The organism is Citrobacter sp. GW821-FHT07H02 (assembly GCF_059418505.1).
In genome coordinates this window covers 312,756-336,232 of the sequence record NZ_JBWKPZ010000002.1, presented here as the reverse complement: position 1 = coordinate 336,232, position 23,477 = coordinate 312,756, and the positions used below count along the sequence as shown (strand labels likewise).

Below are 23,477 nucleotides of genomic sequence, written 5' to 3'. Positions count from 1 at the left end.
AAATGAAAAAATTAACCATTGGTTTAATTGGCAATCCAAATTCCGGCAAGACAACCTTATTTAACCAGCTCACCGGTGCGCGTCAGCGTGTGGGCAACTGGGCTGGCGTTACCGTCGAACGTAAAGAGGGTCAGTTCGCCACGACCGATAATCAGGTCACGCTGGTCGATTTACCCGGCACCTATTCGCTAACCACCATTTCGTCGCAAACCTCGCTTGATGAGCAAATTGCCTGCCATTACATTCTGAGCGGCGACGCAGACCTGCTGATCAACGTGGTCGATGCCTCTAACCTCGAGCGCAACCTCTACCTGACGTTACAACTGCTTGAATTAGGCATTCCCTGCATTGTGGCGCTCAACATGCTGGATATTGCTGAAAAACAGCAGATCCGTATTGATATTGATGCCCTGTCCGCACGCCTTGGCTGTCCTGTGGTCCCGCTGGTTTCCACACGGGGTCGTGGGATTGAAGCGCTGAAATTAGCCATCGACCGCCATCAGGCAAATGACAGCGTTGAGCTGGTGCATTATGCCCAGCCGCTTTTACGTGAAGCCCATTCGCTGGCTGACGCGATGTCTACGGATATGCCGTTGCAACAGCGCCGCTGGCTTGGTCTGCAAATGTTGGAAGGCGATATCTATAGCCGCGCGTATGCCGGTGACGCCGCGCAACGTCTTGACGCCTCAATAGCGCGCTTAAGCGAGACGATGGATGATCCGGCGCTGCACATCGCCGACGCGCGTTACCAGTGTATCGCCGCCATCTGCGACGTGGTGAGCAATACGCTGACCGCCGAACCCAGCCGTTTCACCACGGCAGTGGATAAAATCATCCTTAACCGCTTCCTCGGTCTGCCGATTTTCCTGTTCGTCATGTACCTGATGTTCCTGCTTGCCATTAACATCGGTGGTGCTTTACAGCCGCTGTTTGACGTCGGCTCGGTCGCACTGTTTGTGCATGGTATCCAGTGGATTGGCTACACCCTTCACTTCCCGGAGTGGTTAACTATTTTCCTGGCCCAGGGCCTTGGCGGTGGGATCAACACCGTTCTGCCGCTGGTGCCGCAGATCGGGATGATGTACTTGTTCCTCTCCTTCCTTGAAGACTCCGGTTACATGGCGCGCGCAGCGTTTGTGATGGACCGGTTGATGCAAGCACTGGGGCTGCCGGGTAAGTCATTCGTGCCGCTGATTGTGGGCTTTGGTTGCAACGTCCCCTCGGTGATGGGCGCGCGTACTCTGGATGCACCACGTGAACGTCTGATGACCATCATGATGGCGCCGTTTATGTCCTGCGGCGCACGCCTGGCGATTTTTGCGGTGTTTGCTGCTGCCTTCTTTGGGCAGAATGGTGCGCTGGCGGTCTTCTCACTTTACGTGCTCGGTATTGTGATGGCGGTGTTGACCGGTCTGATGCTCAAACACACCATCATGCGTGGCGAAGCCTCTCCGTTTGTTATGGAACTGCCGGTCTATCATGTTCCGCACATTAAGAGTCTGGTCATTCAAACCTGGCAGCGCCTGAAAGGCTTCGTCCTGCGCGCCGGTAAAGTGATCATCATCGTCAGTATTTTCCTCAGTGCCTTTAACAGCTTCTCCCTGAGCGGGAAAATCGTCGACAACATCAACGACTCTGCCCTCGCCTCCGTGAGCCGCGTGATCACCCCCATCTTTAAACCGATTGGCGTTCATGAAGATAACTGGCAGGCAACGGTAGGGCTGTTTACCGGTGCAATGGCGAAAGAGGTCGTGGTCGGTACGCTCAACACGCTCTATACCGCAGAAAACATCCAGGAAGAGGAGTTCAACCCCGCAGAGTTCAACCTCGGTGACGAGTTGATGGGCGCGGTAGACGAAACCTGGCAGAGCCTGAAAGATACCTTCAGCCTCAGCGTACTGGCGAACCCGATTGAAGCCAGCAAAGGCGACGGCGAAATGGCGACAGGCGCAATGGGCGTGATGGGTGCCAAATTCGGTAGCGCGGCGGCAGCCTACAGCTATCTGATTTTCGTCCTGCTGTATGTACCGTGCATCTCGGTGATGGGCGCTATTTCTCGTGAATCCAGTCGCGGCTGGATGGGCTTCTCCATTCTGTGGGGTCTGAACATCGCCTACTCACTGTCGACGTTGTTTTATCAGGTGGCCAGCTACAGCCAGCACCCGACCTACAGTCTGGTCTGCATTCTGGCCGTCATCCTGTTCAACATTGTGGTTCTGGGTCTGCTGCGTCGCGCCCGTAGCCGCGTGGATATCGAATTGCTGGCCACGCGTAAAACGGCAAGTTCCTGCTGCGCCAGCTCAACGGGCGACTGCCACTAAGGCTGCAAATAATGGCTTCACTTATTCAGGTTCGTGATTTACTGGCGCTGCGGGGACGGATGGAGGCTAAACAAATTAGCCACACACTTCATACTCCGCAGCCTATGATTGATGCGATGCTGAGTCAGCTAGAGAACATGGGTAAAGCCGTGCGCATTCAGGAGGACACCGACGGGTGTCTCTCCGGAAGTTGTAAGAGCTGCCCGGAGGGGAAAGCGTGCCTGCGCGAGTGGTGGACGTTACGGTAGTTCACCGCACACGGCCCGGCGAAAATCACATCGCCGGGCGGCACGCCGCTGTTACAGCTTATCCTTCACGGCGATTAGCACCTGACAAAACGCATCAGGATGCGAGATAAACGGCGCATGTGCCGCTTTCGCAAAAACTTCAGACTCACTTTCCGGCCATAACGCATCCAGCATCGGCACCACTTTACGCGGCACCAGACCATCCAGATAACCGTACAGACGCAAAAACGGCATGGTCAGTGCTTTTAGTGGCTCACGGAGATCGGCAGTTTTGAGGATTTCCAGACCGCCGTTCAGCACTTCGACCTCCGGCATCGGCAGCGCCAGTACGGCTTTTTTCAATGCCCGCGCATCCTGACGCGCCGTCTCCGTTCCCAGCGTTTGCAGCGCCAGAAAACGTTCCACCGTACGCTGGAAGTCTTCACTCAGTTGCTGTTGAAAACCGGCTAAAATTTCCGGTTTGATGCCCGGCCACTCTTCATGGGCGCTAAAGCGTGGTGATGAGGCCACGGTGACCAACGCCTGAACGCGTTCAGGATGCGTTAGCGCCACCTGACTGGCGACCAGCCCGCCCAGACTCCAACCGAGCCAAACGGCTTTATCCGGCGCCTGTTTCAGTACGCATTCCGCCATCGCCTCGAGCGTCATTGCGCCAAATCCCTGACTCCGGCCAAAACCCGGTAAGTCAACGAGATGCAGGGTGAAATGCGAAGCCAGTTCCGCGCTTATGCAATGCCAGACTTCTGCGTTCAATCCCCATCCGTGCAGCAGCACAAGATGACAATTTCCCTGACCTTCGGTCTGCCACCAGATGTCATTCATCAGTTACTGTTCTCTTTTAGCCAACAAGGATGCGCATATGCTAACAGTACCGGGTTTATGCTGGCTATGCCGAATGCCGCTGGCGCTCGGTCATTGGGGAATTTGTTCGGTATGCGCGCAGTCGGTACGCTGCCGCGTTTGCCTGTGTCCGCAGTGCGGTTTACCGGCCACACATGCCACTCTCCCCTGCGGACGTTGTCTGCAAAAATCGCCCCCCTGGCAACGACTGGTCACCGTTAGCGACTATACCCCGCCGCTGAGTTCGCTCATCCACCAGCTTAAATTTTCCCGCCGCTGTGAAATCGCCCTCGCCCTTTCGCGACTGCTATTGCAAGAGGTATTACTGGCTCGCCGCGCCACTGGTCTCCGGTTACCTGACCGGATAGTCAGCGTACCGCTTTGGCAGCGCCGCCACTGGCGCAGGGGATTTAACCAAAGCGATCTCTTATGCCGCCCGCTGGCGCGTTGGCTGGGATGCGCCTGGGATAGTCAGTCCGTGACGCGGGTCCGGGCGACGGCCACCCAGCACCATCTCAGCGCCAGATTACGCAAACGTAACCTGAAAAACGCATTTCGCCTTGAATTGCCGGTGCGGGGACTCCATATGGTTATTGTGGATGATGTCGTCACTACCGGAAGTACCGTCGCGGAGATCGCGCAACTGCTTTTACGCAACGGCGCAGCGACTGTCCAGGTATGGTGCCTGTGTCGAACCTTGTAGAGCCTCGATGATGGGCGTATTATAACCAACTAAAATAGTCAACTATTAGGCCATTACTATGATCCATATTTCCGAGGCTGCACAAGCGCACTTTGCCAAACTGCTGGCAAATCAGGAAGAAGGGACACAAATCCGCGTATTTGTGATCAATCCCGGTACGCCTAACGCTGAGTGTGGCGTTTCTTATTGTCCGCCGGACGCCGTGGAAGCAACCGACACGCCCATCAAATTTGACTTGCTCACCGCCTATGTCGATGAGCTGAGCGCGCCGTATCTGGAAGATGCCGAAATTGATTTTGTGACCGACCAGTTAGGTTCTCAGCTGACGCTGAAAGCGCCAAACGCGAAAATGCGTAAAGTCGCTGATGATGCGCCGCTGATGGAGCGCGTGGAATACGCAATCCAGTCGCAGATCAACCCACAGCTGGCGGGCCACGGCGGCCGCGTGACGCTGATGGAGATAACCGACGAAGGCTACGCCATTCTGCAGTTTGGCGGCGGCTGTAACGGCTGTTCTATGGTCGATGTCACCCTGAAAGAAGGCATCGAAAAACAGCTGCTGAACGAGTTCCCTGAACTGAAAGGCGTTCGCGATCTGACCGAACACCAGCGCGGTGAGCACTCTTACTACTAAGAGCCTGCCTTTGCCCGGTGACACCATGCTCACCGGGCCTGTATTTGCCTTCTCCTTCCTGAAAGATCCGACCTCATAACATGACCTGCGTCTCATAATTCAAATTTTGCCTGCCTGGGTGATTCTCAACCCATACATGTTACCCGTATCATTCGTATGGGCACCTAACCACCCCATAACAGCCGACTAAACTAAAGAGTTTCGAAGGCACTCAGTACTGGTGCCGCTACGGTTCTGTTCCCCGTTGGGAAAACCGGATTTTGTCATCTAAACACTGACGTTACCCATAACAAAGTAAAGGCCAGGTAAATCATGCCATTAGTCATCGTTGCTATCGGTGTCATCTTGTTACTTCTTCTGATGATCCGCTTCAAAATGAACGGATTTATCGCTCTCGTCCTGGTAGCGCTTGCAGTCGGTCTGATGCAAGGCATGCCGTTGGTTAAAGTGATTAGCTCCATCAAGGCTGGTGTTGGTGGAACCCTGGGCAGCCTCGCCCTGATTATGGGTTTCGGCGCCATGTTGGGCAAAATGCTGGCAGATTGTGGCGGCGCGCAGCGTATCGCCACCACGTTGATTGCCAAATTTGGTAAAAAACACATCCAGTGGGCTGTCGTGTTAACCGGCTTCACCGTGGGTTTTGCCCTGTTCTACGAAGTGGGCTTCGTGCTGATGCTGCCGCTGGTGTTCACCATCGCTGCTGCTGCCAATATCCCGCTGCTGTTTGTCGGTGTACCGATGGCGGCCGCGCTTTCCGTGACCCACGGCTTCCTGCCGCCGCACCCGGGCCCAACTGCGATTGCGACCATTTTCCATGCAGATATGGGTAAAACCCTGCTGTTCGGTACCATTCTGGCAATCCCAACCGTTATTCTGGCCGGTCCTGTTTTTGCTCGCTGCCTGAAAGGTATCGACAAACCAATTCCGGAAGGTCTGTACAGCGCCAAAACCTTTACTGAAGAAGAGATGCCTGGCTTCGGCGTCAGCGTCTGGACTTCCCTGGTGCCAGTGATCCTGATGGCGTTCCGCGCCGTTGCAGAGATGAGCCTGCCGAAAGGTCACCCTTTCCTGGCTGTCGCAGAATTCCTCGGCGACCCGGTAATGGCGACGCTGATTGCGGTCCTGATTGCGATGTTCACCTTCGGTCTGAACCGTGGTCGCTCTATGGATCAGATTAACGAGACCCTGTCCTCTTCCATCAAAATCATTGCCATGATGCTGTTGATCATCGGCGGTGGCGGTGCGTTCAAACAGGTTCTGGTTGATAGCGGCGTTGATAAGTACATCGCTTCCATGATGCACGAAACCAACATCTCCCCGATTCTGATGGCGTGGTCTATCGCTGCCGTCCTGCGTATCGCGCTGGGTTCAGCAACAGTTGCCGCCATTACTGCGGGTGGTATCGTGGCACCGCTGATTGCCACCACTGGCGTCAGCCCTGAGCTGATGGTTATTGCCGTAGGTTCTGGTAGCGTGATTTTCTCCCACGTGAACGATCCGGGCTTCTGGCTGTTCAAAGAGTATTTCAACCTGACCATCGGCGAGACCATCAAATCATGGTCCATGCTGGAAACCATTATCTCTGTCTGCGGCCTGGTCGGGTGTCTGCTGCTGGGTATGGTGGTTTAACACCGCACGTTCCAGACTAAAAAGCCGGGGATTTCCCCGGCTTTTTTTATGCTTAGCGTTCACCGTGTCGGCCTGATAAACGAAGCACCATCAGACGTGATACGGAACATTGCCGGATGGCGGCTTTGCCTTATCCGGCCTACAACGATGTCGATCGGCCCGCGCTACAGATAAGAAAACGCCGGGGCTTGTCCCGGCGTTTTGGTTTTTACTTCTTCTTCGTTGCCGCTTTTCGCCGCTTATCCAAATCCTTAATCAACTTGTTCACCTCATCATCGGCAAACATCTGTTCAAGAGGGATAGCCAGTTTACGCCGCCAGTTCTTGTACTGTTCGCTGGTGCCCGGAATGTTGACCGGCTCAGCCATGTCCAGCCAGTCTTCCGGCTGCAACCCCAGTAAAGCGCTATTACTGTCTGCAATATAACGCTGAAGGCCGCGATTAAGCGTCGACGTCATCGACATCAGCGATGCCTTATGCCCTGCGCGTTTTGGCAAACAGCCATACTTGTGCAACGCATCCAGCAGACCTTGTTTCGCCTGCTCGCGATCCTGATACAACTCACGCAGAACCGCCTCATCCGGGTAAAGCCCCAGCGTTTTGCCGAGCGTCAGATCGCCGCTGTCCCAATAGCCACGCAGCGTAGGAAGGTCATGCGTCGTCGCGACAGCCATTGATTGTTCCGGGTACGCTTTCGGTGCACGGAAGGTCTTCTCATGGTCATTTTCAAAATAGAGGACTTTGTAAGAATAGACGCCGCTATTACGCAGTTTGCTGACGATCTCCACCGGCACGGTACCCAAATCTTCGCCAATCACCATACAGTGATTACGTTGACTTTCCAGCGCCAGAATGGAGAGCAGATCGTCCACCGGATAATGGACATAAGCGCCATGATCCGCCGTTTCACCGTAGGGGATCCACCACAAACGCAGCATCGACATCACATGGTCGATACGCAGCGCGCCGCAGTTTTGCATATTGGCGCGCAGTAGCTCGATAAACGGCTCATAGGCACGCGCGGTGATAATGTGGGGATCCATTGGCGGCAATCCCCAGTTCTGACCGAGCGGGCCGAGGATATCCGGCGGCGCGCCGACAGAGGCTTTCAGGCAATACAGCTCCCGGTCACACCAGGTTTCCGCACCGCCTTCCGCGACGCCCACAGCCAGATCACGATACAGACCGATCGGCATGTCGAATCCCTGACTGGTTTGCCAACAGGCGGCGAATTGGGTATACGCCAGCCACTGTAGCCAGAGATAGAAATCCACCTCATCCTGATGCTGTTCGCAGAACTGTTTGACCTGTGGAGAATCCACCGACTGATATGCCTTCGGCCACACCGGCCAGCCCCAGCGCAATGCGTCCTCTTTCACCTGATAAGCATGCAGCGCGTCGAACGCGGCCTGCCAGTACAGGCTTTCGCCTTCCTGTTCGACAAAGTGACGAAACTCAGCCATCTGCTCGTCATCACGAACGGCGAAACCACGCCATGCCATACGCAGCGCCGTCATTTTCAGCGCCGTCACAGTTGTGTAATCCACCCATTCGGCGTCCCGCGCCTGTTTCAGCGCTTTCTGCGTAGCGGGCTTCTGCCACCATGCCTGCGCCTCTTCGCTCTGGCGGAAGTCTTCTACTGCGTTCACATCAATGTAAATAACATTCAGCCAGCGGCGTGAAGAAGGGCTGTACGGACTGGCGCTCTCGGGATTCGCAGGATAGAGCGCATGAATGGGATTCAATCCAATGAAGGAACCACCGCGTTTCGCCACGTCTACCAGCATGGCCTTGAGATCGCCAAAATCGCCAATCCCCCAGTTAAGCTCTGAACGCAGGGTGTAGAGCTGTACACATGCACCCCACAGCTTTTGGCCCGTCAGCAGCGCCTGCGGTTCGTAGCAGCGCTTCGGCGCCACAATGATCCGGCAGTGCGAACGCTGTTCGCCCTGGGTTAATGTCAGCGTGTGATAGCCCTCCGGCAGCTTTGCCGGAAGATGAAATGCTTTGCCGCCCGTAGCGTGCCCTTTGTGCTGCGCCCCCTCTTCGGTGGTCAGTATCCAGGTAAACTCCCCACTCCCTTCGACCGCCAGCGGCATCTTTTTGCCTGCGGTATACACCATCACATTTGGCACGGGTGTCACCGCCACCTTCGTGGCGGCGGTGGTGCGATGCATGGCGTCAAGCAAACGCCGTTTGGTTTCGGCGCCAATCGACTGCGGTTTACCGTGGGCATTGATATAATTGGGGCTGATCCCCGCCGCTAACGCGGCATTATCCAGACGTTTGCTTTCCATCGCGTTTCCTTAGCGCTTTGCCTGCCAGATACGGGTCTGATAATCACGGATGGAACGATCCGAGCTGAACATGCCGCAACGCGCCGTATTCAGAATCGCCGCACGGGTCCAGGCTTCCTGGTCGCGATACAGCACATCGACCTGCTTTTGCGCCTCAACGTAGGCAGCAAAGTCCGCCATTACCAGATACGGGTCACCACCCTGCTTGCCCATGCTGTGCAGCATCTGGTCAAACGCGTGTTTATCACCACCGCTGTACTTCCCGCTTTCCAGCTCTTTGAGTACCGCATCCAGCACTTTGTCTTTTTTACGCCATTTCACCGGGTCGTAACCTTTGGCTTTCAGCGCTTTCACCTCTTCCACGGTATGACCAAAAATAAAGATGTTCTCATCGCCCACTTTCTCGGCGATTTCGACGTTTGCCCCGTCCAGCGTACCAACGGTCAGCGCACCGTTCAGCGCCAGCTTCATATTACCGGTGCCAGACGCTTCCTTACCGGCCGTCGAGATCTGCTCGGAGATATCCGCCGCCGGGATCAGCATTTCCGCCGCCGAGACACAGTAATCCGGCAGGAAGACCACTTTCAGTTTGTCACCCACTTTTGGATCGTTATTGACAGCTTCCGCCACCTTATTGATCGCAAAGATAATGTTCTTCGCCAGGTAATAACCCGGCGCCGCTTTCGCGCCAAACAGGAACACGCGCGGCACACGGTCTGCTTTCGGGTTCTCACGGATTTCTTTGTAGAGGGCCAGAATATGCAGCAGGTTCAGATGCTGGCGTTTGTATTCGTGCAGGCGCTTAATCTGGATATCAAAAATCGCCTGCGGGTTAATTTCAATCCCGGTCCGCGCCTTCACAAACTCGGCCAGACGGTCTTTGTTCGCCTGTTTAATCTCGCGATACGTCTGACGGAATTTTGCGTCGTCGGCAAATTTCTCCAGATTGATCAGTTGATCGAGATCGTTGGCCCACTCTTTCTTCAGCGACTTGTCGAGCAGCGCGGCAAGTTGAGGGTTGCACTGTTTGATCCAGCGACGCGGCGTAATACCGTTGGTCACGTTATGGAATTTATTCGGCCACAGCTGGTGATATTCCGGGAAGAGATCTTTCACTACCAGATCCGAGTGCAGCGCGGCCACGCCGTTGACCGCAAAGCCACTCACCACACACATGTTTGCCATGCGCACCTGTTTGTCGTGGACCACCGCCAGCTTCGCCCACACCGCTTTGTCGCCCGGCCAGGTCTTATCCACCAGCGTCTTAAAGCGGTCGTTAATCTCTTTGATGATCTGCATATGACGCGGCAGCAGCACTTTCACCAGTTTTTCATCCCAGCACTCGAGCGCTTCCGGCATCAGCGTGTGGTTGGTGTAAGCGAAGGTTTTGCTGGTGATCGCCCACGCCTCGTCCCAGCTCATCTGGTGCTCGTCGAGCAGCACGCGCAGCAGTTCAGGAATGGCGATAGTCGGGTGGGTGTCGTTCAGTTGAATCACTTCGAAATCGGCCAGCTCATGCAGCTTGCGACCCGCCAGGTGATGGCGACGCAGAATGTCAGCCACCGAGCACGCACACTGGAAGTATTGCTGCATCAGGCGCAGCTTTTTGCCTGCGGTGTGGTTGTCATTCGGATACAGCACTTTCGTCAGTTTTTCCGCGTCGATGCCCTGCTGTTCCGCCCGCAAGAAATCGCCATCGTTAAATTTGGTCAGATTGAACGGATGTGCATGGGTCGCCTGCCACAGACGTAGCGGTTGCGCCATCCCATTGCGATAGCCAAGCACCGGCAGATCCCACGCCTGACCGGTGATCACAAAGCCCGGTTCCCAGTGGCCGTCTTTACTCACCTTGCCGCCAATGCCGACCTGGACATCCAGTGCTTCGTTATGGCGAAACCACGGGTAGCTGCCGCGATGCCAGTCATCTGGCGCTTCCATTTGCTGCCCATCGGCAAAAGACTGACGGAACAGGCCGTACTGGTAATTCAGGCCATAGCCTGTCGCGGACTGCCCCACGGTGGCCATCGAGTCAAGGAAGCATGCAGCCAGACGTCCCAGACCGCCGTTACCCAGCGCCGGATCGACTTCTTCTTCCAGCAGGTCGCTCAGGTTGATGTCATGTGCTTTCAACGCGTCGCTCACCTCCTGATACCAGCCCAGGTTAAGCAGGTTGTTACCTGTCAGACGGCCAATCAGAAACTCCATCGAGATGTAGTTAACATGGCGCTGATTTTTCGCCGGTTTTGCCGCGGGTTGTGCGCTGAGTAACTCAGCCAGTGCGCCGCTAACAGCCTGCCACCATTGACGAGAGGTCATCTCGGCAGCCGACAGTAAACCGAAACGCTGCCACTGACGCGTCAGGGCAGCCTGAAATTGCTCTTTATTAAAGGTAGGCTGTGACATAGGAATTCCGGGTCCTCAGGTAATAAAACAACGTTATTGCTAGTTTGCCTGGCTCGTTGTTGACCTTCCTCCTCCCACCGGGGATTAGGCGGGGAGGAGTAGTGGGGATGAGCATAAAAGTGTGATCGCCACCACTTAATGATAGTGCGATGACCCGTCAATGCTCAGAATGACCACACAGATCCCTGCAAGCCATATATTGTTTTACGCATTATCGAAGGGAATAAACAGAGGCCAGGAAAAATTGTGGAATATCATTTAGAAAGAACATGTAAATACGGAAATAGTTTCTAACCTAAAATAACTCCCTGATTTATCACTCTTTCGTAAATGTTTATTTTTCATGCAGGGAAAATGACGATTTTCATTAAAACCGCAGTCGCCATACAGCGCTTATGACATGCTCTGAAACAGCCAGAATGAGGTGCCAATCCAGTCCCCACGCACATTCAGACGATAAAAGTGAGTTTCCAACCAGATATATTTATATTTGTGACAGAGTGCAAATTCAGAAGCACAAAAAGTCCGCTTAACTTGCATTAAACCGGTTTCTGTCCGACCTTATATCTATTAATTACGAAGCGCAAAAAAAATCGTTTTTCCCCATTTCCTCACAGTGAAGTGATTAACTATGTTGATTCCGTCTAAATTAAGTCGTCCGGTTCGACTCGACCATACAGTGGTTCGTGAGCGCCTGTTGGCTAAACTTTCCGGCGCGAACAATTTCAGGTTAGCCCTAATCACAAGTCCTGCTGGTTACGGGAAAACCACGCTCATTTCACAATGGGCAGCCGGAAAAAATGAGTTAGGTTGGTTCTCACTGGATGAAGGTGACAATCAGCAAGAGCGATTTGCCAGCTATCTGATTGCCGCCATCCAGCAAGCCACTGGCGGGCATTGCTCGACCAGTGAAGTGATGGTGCAAAAGCGCCAATACGCCAGCCTGACGTCACTGTTTGCCCAGCTGTTTATTGAACTGGCAGAGTGGCATCGTCCGCTGTATCTGGTCATTGACGATTACCACCTGATCTCCAACCCGGTTATCCATGAGTCGATGCGCTTCTTCCTGCGCCATCAGCCAGAAAACCTCACGCTGGTGGTTCTGTCGCGCAACTTACCGCAGTTGGGCATCGCTAATCTGCGCGTACGCGATCAGCTCCTGGAAATAGGCAGTCAGCAATTAGCCTTCAACCACCAGGAAGCCAAACAGTTTTTTGACCGTCGTTTATCCTCCCCGATTGAAGCCGCTGAAAGCAGTCGGATGTGTGACGACGTTGCAGGCTGGGCAACGGCGCTACAGCTTATCGCCCTTTCCGCCCGCCAGAACAATAGCCCCGCTCACCAGTCGGCACGCCGTCTGGCGGGGATCAACGCCAGCCACTTGTCTGATTATCTGGTGGATGAAGTGCTGGACAGCGTCGATGTCGCCACCCGTCACTTCCTGTTAAAAAGCGCTGTTTTACGCTCCATGAACGACGCTCTCATCGCCCGTGTTACCGGCGAAGAAAACGGCCAAATGCGCCTGGAAGAGATTGAGCGCCAGGGCTTGTTCCTGCAACGGATGGATGACACCGGCGAATGGTTTAGTTATCACCCGCTGTTCGGCAACTTTTTACGTCAGCGTTGCCAGTGGGAACTGGCAACCGAACTGCCGGAAATTCACCGCGCCGCCGCCGAAAGCTGGATGGCGCAAGGGTTCCCCAGCGAGGCCATTCACCATGCGCTGGCGGCTGGCGACGCGCATATGCTGCGCGACATCCTGCTTAACCATGCGTGGGGTCTGTTCAACCACAGCGAACTGGCGTTACTGGAAGAGTCACTGAAAGCGCTGCCGTGGGAAAGCCTGCTGGAAAATCCACGACTGGTGCTGCTGCAAGCCTGGCTGATGCAGAGCCAACACCGTTACAGCGAGGTCAACACCCTGCTGGCGCGCGCCGAGCAAGAGATCAACGGCGTGATGGACGGAACACTGCATGCGGAATTTAACGCATTGCGCGCACAGGTGGCGATCAACGACGGCAACCCGGATGAAGCAGAGCGGCTGGCAAAACTGGCGCTGGACGAACTGCCGATTGCCTGGTTCTATAGCCGGATTGTCGCCACGTCCGTACACGGTGAAGTTCTGCACTGTAAAGGCGATCTTGCCCAATCGCTGTCATTAATGCAGCAAACGGAGCAAATGGCGCGCCACCATGATGTCTGGCACTACGCGCTGTGGAGCCTTATCCAACAAAGCGAAATTCTGTTTGCCCAGGGCTTCCTGCAAGCGGCCTGGGAAACGCAAGAGAAAGCGTTCCAGTTGATCAAAGATCAACACCTGGAACAGTTACCGATGCACGAATTCCTGGTACGCATTCGCGCGCAGCTCCTGTGGGCGTGGGCGCGTCTGGATGAGGCTGAAGCCTCAGCCCGTAGCGGCATTGATGTGCTCTCTGGCTTCCAGCCGCAACAGCAGTTGCAGTGTCTGGCGCTCCTTGTGCAATGCTCGCTGGCGCGTGGCGATCTGGATAATGCCCGTAGCCAGTTGAACCGGCTGGAAAACCTGCTGGGCAACGGCCAATATCACAGTGACTGGATCTCCAATGCGGATAAAGTCCGGGTGATTTACTGGCAGATGACCGGCGATAAAAAATCGGCCGCTCACTGGCTGCGACACACACCAAAACCGGCGTTTGCCAACAACCACTTCCTGCAAAGCCAGTGGCGCAACATCGCCAGGGTGCAGATCCTGTTAGGCGAGTTCGAACCCGCAGAAATTGTGCTGGAAGAGCTGAACGAAAATGCACGTAGTCTACGTCTGATGAGCGACCTGAACCGCAACCTGCTGCTGCTCAATCAACTGTACTGGCAGGCAGGACGTAAAAACGATGCCCAGCGCGTGCTGCTTGAGGCGCTGCAACTGGCGAATCGTACCGGTTTCATCAGCCACTTTGTGATTGAAGGGGAAGCGATGGCGCAGCAACTTCGCCAACTGCTTCAGCTCAACACGTTACCGGAACTCGATCAACACCGGGCACAGCGTATCCTGCGGGAGATTAACCAGCACCACCGACATAAGTTCGCCCATTTTGACGAGGGTTTCGTTGAGCGTCTGCTCACGCACCCGGAAGTGCCGGAACTGATCCGCACCAGCCCGCTCACGCAACGCGAATGGCAGGTTCTGGGGCTTATCTATTCTGGTTACAGCAATGAACAGATCGCGGGCGAGCTGGCAGTCGCCGCAACCACCATCAAAACGCACATTCGCAACCTGTATCAGAAACTTGGCGTCGCGCACCGGCAGGATGCGGTGCAGCACGCGCAGCAATTGTTGAAGATGATGGGTTATGGGGTGTGATTTTGCCCGGTGGCGCTAACGCTTACCGGGCCTACGAGGGCGGGTGATTTTGTAGGCCGGATCCAGCGTTAGCCGTCATCCGGCAAACGTCATTAGCACAGCTCCAGCTGAATGTGGTGCTCGGCAATCACCTGCATCACGCCAGCGGGTGGCATGGTATCGGTATAGACCGCATCGACCAGACTAATGCTGCCCATGTTCACCATCGCATTACGACCAAACTTCGAGTGATCCACCACCAGCATGACGTGGCGTGAATTTTCAATGATCGCGCGCTTGGTACGCACTTCGTGATAATCAAACTCCAGCAATGAGCCATCGCTGTCGATGCCGCTTATCCCCAAAATGCCAAAGTCGAGGCGGAACTGGGAGATAAAATCGAGCGTTGCTTCGCCAATGATCCCGCCATCACGGCTGCGAAGCTCACCGCCGGCCAGAATAATGCGAAAATCCTCTTTCACCATCAGCGTGTTCGCCACGTTGAGGTTGTTGGTCACAATGCGAAGATTGCTGTGGTCCAGCAGCGCATGCGCGACCGCTTCCGGCGTTGTACCGATGTCGATAAACAGCGTGGAACCATTCGGTATTTGCGTGGCGACTTTACGCGCGATACGCTCTTTTTCCGCCGTTTGCGTTGCTTTTCGATCGTGCCACGGCGTGTTCACGGAACTGGAAGGCAGCGCCGCACCACCGTGGTGGCGCAGAATCATATTCTGATCGGCCAGTTCGTTGAGATCGCGGCGAATCGTCTGCGGGCTGACGGAGAAATGCTCCACCAGCTCCTCGGTGCTGACGTATCCCTGTTTTTTTACCAGTTCAATGATCGCGTCATGTCGTTGTGTTTGTTTCATTCTGATTCCCTGGAATTTCTATGTTCGTTTTCGCACATTAACCGTATCAGCCAATGCCATTGCCAAACCTACCGCCAGCCCGGCGATGTGTGCGCCATTCGCCATCGACATCCCAAACATGTCAAACCAGCCGGCTACTATCCAAATCAACGCAAAAATAATCAAACCACGCTGAAGGTATATACCACTTTGCGGATCGCGTTCACCGCGCAGCCAGACATAACCCATCAATGCGTAAACAACACCCGAAAGCCCGCCAAACCACGGACCGCTAAATTTCTGCTGCACATAGCCACTCAGCAGTGCGCTGATCACCGTAATGACGACCAGTTTGCCGCTGCCCAGACGTTTTTCGACCGCCCCGCCAAGGTACCACCACCACAGCAGGTTAAAGAGAATGTGCATCAGCGAGAAGTGCATAAACGCATGGGTGAAATAGCGCCAGAACTCATATTTCAGCGACGGGTCAAACGGCCAGGCCAGCCAAAGCATCACGTTCTGATCGCCCATGATGTTCATCGCGAGAAACACCAGGATGCATGCCGCCATGACAAGCCAGGTAACGGGACCTGCCCGTTCACGCAGCGTGGCAATAAACGGGAAACGGCGATAGTGGAGTCCGCTGTCGGTATGACCGGACTGCCAGCTCGCCGCCAGATAACGCGGATCGCCCGGGTTTTCGAGGAATCGCGCCAGCTCCGCCTGGACGCGCTCGGCCTGGGATTCATCCGCCAGCCAGACGTCGCTTTGGTCATGTTGTTGAATCGTCAGGATAACGCCCTGCGTCGCCATATAATCAACAAATGCCTGCGCCACGCGGGGGTTAGCAAAAGAGGTAATCATCAACATCGTTGCTGTCGCTTAGTCCACACAAAAGAGAACAGTATAAAGGCTTACGAGCCGTATGCCACCTCTGAGGGGAAATGGCGGTGCCATGCATCAAAGCCGCCATCAATACTGTAGACCGCGTCATAGCCTTGCTGGAGAAGATACTGCGCCGCCCCTTTGCTGCTATTTCCGTGGTAGCACATCACCATCACCACGCTATCGAAGTCATGTTCGCGCATAAACGTTCCCAGCGTGTCATTGGTCAAATGAAACGCTTGCGGCGCATGCCCCATTGCATAGCTTTGCGGATCGCGGATATCGACCAGTACCGCTTTTCCGTGATGCAGTTTCTGGTGAGCTTCTTCTACGTTAATACATTCAAACTGATCCATAGACTCTCTTTCTTTTATTGCCGGTAAGCCATAGTAACGCCCAGTGTACGTTCAGACGGCAGGTAAACACCATAATGTTATATGTATCACTCTAAAATGTTTTTTCGATGTTACCAATGGCGCGTTTCTTTGCTATTATGTTCGATAACGAACATTTATGAGCTATAACGAAAGCGCAAGAGGGCAGCATGGAAACCAAAGATCTGATTGTGATAGGCGGGGGCATTAACGGTGCCGGTATCGCGGCAGACGCCGCTGGACGTGGTTTATCCGTGCTGATGCTGGAAGCGCAGGATTTAGCCTGCGCCACCTCCTCTGCAAGTTCTAAACTCATCCACGGTGGCTTGCGCTACCTGGAACACTACGAATTCCGCCTGGTCAGCGAAGCGCTGGCCGAGCGTGAAGTGCTGTTGAAAATGGCGCCACATATCGCCTTCCCGATGCGTTTTCGTCTACCTCACCGCCCGCACCTGCGTCCGGCATGGATGATTCGTGTAGGTCTTTTTATGTACGATCACCTGGGCAAACGCACCAGTTTACCTGGTTCAACCGGTTTGCGTTTTGGCGCAGATTCTGTGCTGAAACCCGAGATTGTGCGCGGTTTCGAATATTCTGACTGCTGGGTAGACGATGCGCGACTGGTTCTGGCAAACGCCCAAATGGTGGTCCGCAAAGGGGGGGAAGTATTAACCCGTACCCGTGCAACCTCCGCCCGCCGCGAAAACGGGTTGTGGATCGTAGAAGCGGAAGACATCGATACCGGCAAAAAATACAGCTGGCAGGCGCGTGGTCTGGTCAACGCGACGGGCCCGTGGGTGAAACAGTTCTTCGACGACGGCATGCATCTGCCTTCACCGTACGGTATCCGCCTGATCAAAGGCAGCCACATCGTGGTGCCGCGCGTCCACACGCAGAAGCAGGCTTACATCCTGCAAAACGAAGACAAACGCATTGTGTTTGTGATCCCGTGGATGGATGAGTTCTCAATAATCGGCACCACCGACGTTGAATATAATGGCGACCCGAAAGCGGTGAAAATTGACGAAAGTGAAATCAATTACCTGCTGAAGGTTTACAACGCGCACTTTAAGAAACAACTGGGACGCGACGATATCGTCTGGACTTACTCTGGCGTACGCCCGCTGTGTGATGACGAATCCGATTCGCCACAGGCCATCACGCGTGACTACACGCTGGATATTCACGACGAAAACGGCAAAGCCCCGCTGCTGTCTGTGTTTGGCGGCAAGCTGACCACCTACCGTAAGCTGGCCGAACACGCAGTGGAAAAACTGTCATCTTACTATCAGGGTATTGGCCCGGCCTGGACCAAAGAGTGCATCCTGCCAGGCGGCGAAATTGGCAATGATCGTGAAGATTATGCGGCAAAACTGCGCCGCCGTTACCCTTTCCTGACGGAATCGCTGGCGCGCCACTACTCGCGCACCTATGGCAGCAACACGGAATGGATCCTGGGTGACGCCACCTCGATTGCAGACTTAGGTGAAGATTTTGGTCACGAATTCTACGAAGCGGAGCTGAAGTATCTGGTCGAGCACGAGTGGGTACGCCGCGCAGACGATGCGCTGTGGCGTCGCACCAAAGAAGGGATGTGGCTCAACGCCGAACAGCAGTCCCGCATCACCCACTGGCTGGCGGAATACCTGGATAAACGCCAACTGTCGTTAGCGTCTTAATAAAAAGGCCGGATGGCGACTTCGCTTTTCCGGCCTACAGAACGGCATTAACCCGCAGGCCCGGTAAAACTACCGGGCCTTTCTTCATTACAACCGCACCGAATCAATATGCCAGATGGTGTCGGCATACTCTTTGATCGTCCTGTCGGAGGAGAAATACCCCATATTGGCGATGTTGAGCATGGTCTTAGCGGTCCACTCTTCCGGACGCAGATACAGTTCGTCGACCTTATCCTGACAGTCAACATAGCTGCGATAATCCGCCAGCACCTGATAGTGGTCGCCAAAGTTAATCAGCGAGTCCACCAGGTCACGATAACGGCCTGGTTCGTCCGGACTGAACACGCCGCTGCCAATTTGCGTCAGTACCTGGTGCAGCTCTTCGTCTTTCTCGTAATACTCGCGAGGTTTGTAGCCCTTACTGCGCAGCGCCTCGACCTCTTCCGCCGTATTACCAAAGATAAAGATATTTTCCGCACCCACATGCTCCAGCATCTCGACGTTGGCACCGTCCAGCGTACCGATCGTCAGCGCGCCGTTGAGGGCAAATTTCATATTACTGGTGCCGGACGCTTCTGTTCCTGCCAGTGAAATCTGCTCAGACAGGTCGGCGGCAGGAACGATCACCTGCGCCAGGCTGACGCTGTAGTTAGGGATAAAGACCACCTTCAGCTTGTCGCCAATCTGCGGATCGTTGTTGATCACCTTCGCGACATCGTTGATCAAGTGAATGATGTGTTTCGCCATGTAGTAAGCGGAAGCCGCTTTCCCCGCGAAAATATTCACACGCGGCACCCACTCGGCATCAGGCTCAGCCTTGATACGGTTGTAACGGGTGATCACATGCAGCACGTTCATCAACTGGCGTTTGTACTCGTGAATACGTTTGATCTGCACATCAAACAGCGCTTTCGGATTCACCACCACATTCAGGTTCTGAGCGATAAGCAGCGCCAGACGTTTTTTGTTCTCCAGCTTCGCCTGACGCACCGCATGGTTGACCAGCGGGAAATCGCAGTGCTGTTCAAGCTCGCTCAACTGGCTGAGATCGGTACGCCAGGTGCGGCCAATGTTCTCATCCAGCACGTCGGAGAGCGGCGGGTTCGCCAGCGCCAACCAGCGGCGCGGCGTCACACCGTTAGTGACATTGCAGAATCGCGTCGGGAAGATCTTCGCAAAATCGGCAAACAGCGACTGTACCATCAGGTTGGAGTGCAGTTCGGAGACGCCGTTAACTTTGTGGCTCACCACCACCGCCAGCCACGCCATGCGCACGCGACGACCGTTGGACTCGTCAATGATCGACGCGCGTCCCAGCAGCGCAGTATCGTTGGGGTACTGTTCCTGCAAGGTTTTCAGGAAGTAGTCGTTGATCTCAAAGATTATCTGCAAATGACGCGGCAGAATTTTACCCAGCATATCGACCGGCCAGGTTTCCAGCGCCTCACTCATCAACGTGTGGTTGGTGTAGGAGAAGACCTGGCAGCACACTTCAAACGCATCATCCCAACTGAACTTATGGTCGTCGATAAGCAGACGCATCATTTCAGGAATCGACAGCACCGGGTGGGTGTCGTTGAGGTGGATAGCAATTTTATCCGCCAGATTGTCGTAGGTTTTGTGCAGTTGGTAGTGGCGACTCAGGATGTCCTGTATCGTCGAAGAGACCAGGAAGTACTCCTGGCGCAAACGCAGCTCACGCCCCGAGTAAGTCGAATCGTCCGGATAGAGGACGCGGGAAACGTTCTCGGAATGGTTTTTGTCTTCCACTGCCGCGAAGTAGTCACCCTGGTTAAATTTACCGAGGTTGATTTCACTGCTGGCCTGCGCATTCCACAAACGTAACGTGTTGGTGGCATCGGTGTCGTAACCCGGAATGATCTGGTCATAGGCGACGGCCAGAATCTCTTCAGTTTCAATCCAGCGCGTCTTCTTGCCTTCCTGCTGAATACGTCCGCCAAAACGCACTTTATAGCGTTTGTTATGGCGTTTGAACTCCCACGGGTTACCGTACTCCAGCCAGTAGTCCGGAGACTCTTTCTGCCGCCCGTCGACAATATTCTGCCGGAACATGCCGTAGTCGTAGCGGATACCGTACCCACGACCCGGCAGACCTAACGTTGCCAGCGAGTCGAGGAAACACGCCGCCAGACGCCCCAGACCGCCGTTACCGAGGCCCGGGTCGTTCTCTTCATCAATCAATTCCTCAAGGTCTAGCCCCATGCCTTCCAGCGCACCTTTGACATCGTCATAAATACCTAACGATAACAGCGCATTGGAAAGGGTGCGGCCAATCAGAAACTCCATCGACAGGTAGTACACCTGACGGGTTTCCTGTGACAGTTGAGCACGGTTAGAACGCAGCCAGCGCTCCACGAGACGATCGCGCACCGCGAACAATGTGGCGTTCAGCCACTCATGTTTGTTGGCAATGACCGGATCTTTGCCAATCGTAAACATCAGCTTATAGGCAATAGAATGCTTAAGGGCCTCTACGCTGAGTGTGGGCGATGCATAAGAAAATGGAGCATTCATATAAGTGATTCCTGGATAACTATTTCAAACGATAGTAAAGCTCGCGGTACGACTTCGCCGCGACGTGCCAGCTAAAATCCATAGCCATTGCCTGTCGTTGGACAAAACGCCAGAGCGAAGGCCGGGACCACAACACGAAAGCCCGTCTAATCGCTCTTAATAGCGACCAGGCGTTACTATCTTCAAATACAAACCCACTGGCGATACCGTCCGCCAGGTTTTCCAGCGAACTATCAGACACCGTATCAGCCAGCCCACCGGTGCGCCGCACTAGCGGCAGCGTGCCGTACTTCAGTCCATATAATTGCGTTAAGCCGCAAGGTTCAAAGCGGCTGGGCACCAAAATCACATCCGCGCCACCCATAATGCGATGTGAGAACGCCTCGTGATAGCCGATCTGCACGCCGACCTGACCCGGGTGCTCTGCAGCGGCGGCAAGAAACCCTTCCTGCAAGATGGGGTCACCTGCGCCGAGTAACGCCAGTTGCCCGCCCTGCTCTAACAAACCCGGTAAGGCTTCCAGCACCAGATCCAGCCCTTTCTGGCTGGTCAGGCGGCTGACGACCGCAAACAACGGGGCTTTGTCATTGACCTTTAAGCCCATCGCTATCTGCAACTGCCGTTTGTTTTCCGCTTTCTCTTCCAGCGAATCACGCGTGTAGCGTGACGCCAGCAGGAGATCGGTTTCCGGGCTCCAGATATTTTCGTCCACACCGTTCAGCACGCCGGAAAGACGTCCTTCACGGTGCCGTTGCTGCAGCAAACCTTCCATCCCGTAGGCAAACTGCGCTTCCGTGATTTCACGCGCATAGGTCGGGCTGACCGCCGTGATATGGTCGGCGTAGTACAGCCCCGCCTTCAGGAATGAAATCTGTCCGTTAAACTCCAGTCCGTGCACATTAAAGAACGACCATGGCAATTGGATGTCATCCATATGCTTTGCATAAAACATGCCTTGATATGCCAGGTTGTGTACGGTGAACACCGATTTCGCCGGATGGCCGCGCGCCGCCAGATAGGCCGGTGCCAGACCTGCATGCCAGTCGTGCGCATGCACCACATCCGGGCGCCAGAATGGATCAAGGCCGCAGGCCATTTCACATCCGACCCACCCCAGCAACGCAAAACGCAGCACGTTATCGGTGTACGCAAATAAGTTGGTGTCGTGATACGGGCTACCCGGACGGTCATACAAATGGGGAGCATCAATCAGGTAGATACCGACACCGTTGTAATGACCGAACAACAGCGTGATCCTTCCTGCGAAGGTGTCGCGTCGGGTAACCACCTTTGCATCGGTTACCCCCCGACGAATGTCAGGAAATGCAGGAAGCAATACACGGGCATCCACGCCATCCGCAATTTGTGCCGCCGGCAATGCGCCAATCACATCCGCCAGCCCCCCGGTTTTCAACAGAGGGAACATCTCTGAACATACATGTATAACCTGCATTATCGCTCCTGGTTGACCTGCAGTTTGCGCAGCATCTCACGCGTGACCAGCACAATGCCTTCTTCTGAACGGTAAAAACGACGCGCATCCTCTTCCGCGTTTTCACCAATCACCATGCCTTCCGGGATCACACAAGCGCGATCGACGATGCAACGGCGCAAACGGCAGGAACGCCCGACCCAAACTTCTGGCAACAAGACTGCCGAATCAATGTTACAGAACGAATTCACCCTTACCCGTGGGAACAGAACCGACTGCACCACCACCGAACCGGAAATAATACAGCCGCCGGAAACCAGCGAGTTGAGCGTCATCCCGTGGCTGCCGGAGCGGTCCTGCACAAATTTCGCGGGCGGCAACGGTTCCATATGCGTACGGATTGGCCATTCCTGGTCGTACATATCAAGCTCAGGCGTGACAGAGGCCAGATCGAGGTTGGCTTTCCAGTACGCTTCCAGGGTTCCGACATCGCGCCAGTACGGCTCGGCATCCGCGTCAGACTGCACGCAGGACAATGGGAATGGATGCGCATAAGCCAGACCAGCTTCGGTAATTTTCGGAATAATATCTTTGCCGAAGTCATGGCTGGACGCGTCATTCTCATCATCTTCTGCCAGCAGTTCGTAGAGGTAATCAGCATCAAAAACATAGATGCCCATACTGGCGAGGGACTTCGTCGGATCGTTTGGCATTGCTGGCGGGTTCGCCGGTTTTTCCACGAACTCGATAATTTTGTCGGTCTCATCAACAGCCATCACGCCAAACGCGCTGGCTTCTTCGATAGGCACCGGCATACATGCCACGGTACAACGCGCCCCTTTCTCAACATGGTCTATCAGCATGCGAGAGTAATCTTGCTTATAGATGTGATCGCCCGCGAGGATCACCACATATTCCGCTTTATAGCGACGAATGATGTCCAGGTTTTGGGTGACGGCATCTGCGGTGCCGCGATACCAGTTTTCGCCCTGCATCCTTTGCTGGGCGGGCAGCAAGTCAACAAACTCATTCATCTCTTCACTGAAGAATGACCAGCCGCGTTGAATATGCTGCACCAGGGTATGGGACTGATACTGCGTGATGACGCCGATACGGCGGATCCCAGAGTTAATGCAATTGGATAACGCAAAATCGATAATGCGGAACTTGCCGCCAAAGTGAACGGCTGGCTTGGCGCGTTTGTTGGTTAAGTCTTTTAGACGGGTACCACGGCCACCGGCCAGGATCAGGGCAACAGATTTCAATGGCAGCTGGCGCGCCAACATTAAACGATCGTTTTTATCTAAACTCACCATGACTAACTCCTTTTT

Annotated in this window: 16 protein-coding genes; 7 read left to right on the top strand and 9 right to left on the bottom strand. The window is 54.6% G+C overall.

Going from position 1 to position 23,477, the window contains the following annotated elements:
* Positions 1–2 precede the first annotated feature (2 nt).
* Positions 3–2,321: a Fe(2+) transporter permease subunit FeoB gene (gene feoB / locus AC07NP_RS04660; protein ID WP_494659722.1), complete on the top strand. Its 2,319-nt coding sequence runs from the start codon at positions 3–5 to the stop codon at positions 2,319–2,321.
* 11 nt (positions 2,322–2,332) lie between these two features.
* Positions 2,333–2,569, top strand: a complete 237-nt coding sequence (gene feoC / locus AC07NP_RS04655; protein ID WP_494659721.1) for a [Fe-S]-dependent transcriptional repressor FeoC — start codon at positions 2,333–2,335, stop codon at positions 2,567–2,569.
* A gap of 51 nt (positions 2,570–2,620) precedes the next feature.
* Here the strand turns inward: feoC and bioH are convergent, their stop codons facing one another.
* The gene (gene bioH, locus AC07NP_RS04650) at positions 2,621–3,391 is read right to left on the bottom strand and encodes a pimeloyl-ACP methyl ester esterase BioH (RefSeq protein WP_494659720.1); all 771 of its coding nucleotides are present in this window, start codon (positions 3,389–3,391) and stop codon (positions 2,621–2,623) included.
* 37 nt (positions 3,392–3,428) lie between these two features.
* Between bioH and gntX the strand changes: the two genes are divergently transcribed.
* The 3 genes from gntX (at position 3,429) to gntT (ending at position 6,375) form a co-directional block, all read left to right on the top strand.
* Positions 3,429–4,112: a DNA utilization protein GntX gene (gntX, locus tag AC07NP_RS04645; RefSeq protein WP_494659719.1), complete on the top strand. Its 684-nt coding sequence runs from the start codon at positions 3,429–3,431 to the stop codon at positions 4,110–4,112.
* Positions 4,113–4,170: 58 nt separating this feature from the next.
* The gene (nfuA, locus tag AC07NP_RS04640) at positions 4,171–4,746 is read left to right on the top strand and encodes a Fe-S biogenesis protein NfuA (RefSeq protein WP_192614270.1); all 576 of its coding nucleotides are present in this window, start codon (positions 4,171–4,173) and stop codon (positions 4,744–4,746) included.
* A 312-nt stretch (positions 4,747–5,058) separates the two neighbouring features.
* Positions 5,059–6,375: a gluconate transporter gene (gntT, locus tag AC07NP_RS04635; protein ID WP_203359719.1), complete on the top strand. Its 1,317-nt coding sequence runs from the start codon at positions 5,059–5,061 to the stop codon at positions 6,373–6,375.
* Positions 6,376–6,583: 208 nt separating this feature from the next.
* On the opposite strand, the gene malQ is transcribed toward gntT, so the two are convergent.
* The gene (gene malQ / locus AC07NP_RS04630; protein ID WP_494659718.1) at positions 6,584–8,671 is read right to left on the bottom strand and encodes a 4-alpha-glucanotransferase; all 2,088 of its coding nucleotides are present in this window, start codon (positions 8,669–8,671) and stop codon (positions 6,584–6,586) included.
* A 9-nt stretch (positions 8,672–8,680) separates the two neighbouring features.
* Positions 8,681–11,074 (bottom strand): maltodextrin phosphorylase, encoded by a 2,394-nt coding sequence (gene malP / locus AC07NP_RS04625; RefSeq protein WP_494659717.1) that lies wholly within the window; start codon positions 11,072–11,074, stop codon positions 8,681–8,683.
* A gap of 631 nt (positions 11,075–11,705) precedes the next feature.
* On the opposite strand from malP, the gene malT reads away from it, so the two are divergent.
* Positions 11,706–14,411: an HTH-type transcriptional regulator MalT gene (gene malT, locus AC07NP_RS04620; RefSeq protein WP_203359716.1), complete on the top strand. Its 2,706-nt coding sequence runs from the start codon at positions 11,706–11,708 to the stop codon at positions 14,409–14,411.
* 92 nt (positions 14,412–14,503) lie between these two features.
* Here the strand turns inward: malT and AC07NP_RS04615 are convergent, their stop codons facing one another.
* Genes AC07NP_RS04615 through glpE form a run of 3 tightly spaced genes read right to left on the bottom strand, consistent with a single transcriptional unit; the run spans position 14,504 to position 16,482 of the window.
* Positions 14,504–15,262, bottom strand: coding sequence for a DeoR/GlpR family transcriptional regulator (locus AC07NP_RS04615; RefSeq protein ID WP_192614265.1), 759 nt, complete (start codon positions 15,260–15,262; stop codon positions 14,504–14,506).
* Between the two features lie 18 nt (positions 15,263–15,280).
* Positions 15,281–16,111 carry a rhomboid family intramembrane serine protease GlpG gene (gene glpG, locus AC07NP_RS04610; RefSeq protein ID WP_494659716.1) on the bottom strand — a complete coding sequence of 277 codons (831 nt, stop codon included), beginning with the start codon at positions 16,109–16,111 and terminating at the stop codon, positions 15,281–15,283.
* 44 nt (positions 16,112–16,155) lie between these two features.
* Positions 16,156–16,482, bottom strand: coding sequence for a thiosulfate sulfurtransferase GlpE (gene glpE, locus AC07NP_RS04605; protein ID WP_494659715.1), 327 nt, complete (start codon positions 16,480–16,482; stop codon positions 16,156–16,158).
* Between the two features lie 188 nt (positions 16,483–16,670).
* Between glpE and glpD the strand changes: the two genes are divergently transcribed.
* Positions 16,671–18,179 carry a glycerol-3-phosphate dehydrogenase gene (gene glpD / locus AC07NP_RS04600; protein ID WP_494659714.1) on the top strand — a complete coding sequence of 503 codons (1,509 nt, stop codon included), beginning with the start codon at positions 16,671–16,673 and terminating at the stop codon, positions 18,177–18,179.
* An 87-nt stretch (positions 18,180–18,266) separates the two neighbouring features.
* Here glpD and glgP read toward each other — a convergent pair whose 3' ends face one another.
* Genes glgP through glgC form a run of 3 tightly spaced genes read right to left on the bottom strand, consistent with a single transcriptional unit; the run spans position 18,267 to position 23,462 of the window.
* The gene (glgP, locus tag AC07NP_RS04595) at positions 18,267–20,714 is read right to left on the bottom strand and encodes a glycogen phosphorylase (protein ID WP_203359712.1); all 2,448 of its coding nucleotides are present in this window, start codon (positions 20,712–20,714) and stop codon (positions 18,267–18,269) included.
* Between the two features lie 19 nt (positions 20,715–20,733).
* A complete protein-coding gene (glgA, locus tag AC07NP_RS04590; RefSeq protein WP_192614260.1) occupies positions 20,734–22,167 on the bottom strand; it encodes a glycogen synthase GlgA in 1,434 nt (477 codons plus the stop codon).
* A complete protein-coding gene (glgC, locus tag AC07NP_RS04585; RefSeq protein WP_494659713.1) occupies positions 22,167–23,462 on the bottom strand; it encodes a glucose-1-phosphate adenylyltransferase in 1,296 nt (431 codons plus the stop codon). Before glgC ends, glgA begins: the two co-directional genes overlap by 1 nt.
* Positions 23,463–23,477 lie beyond the last annotated feature (15 nt).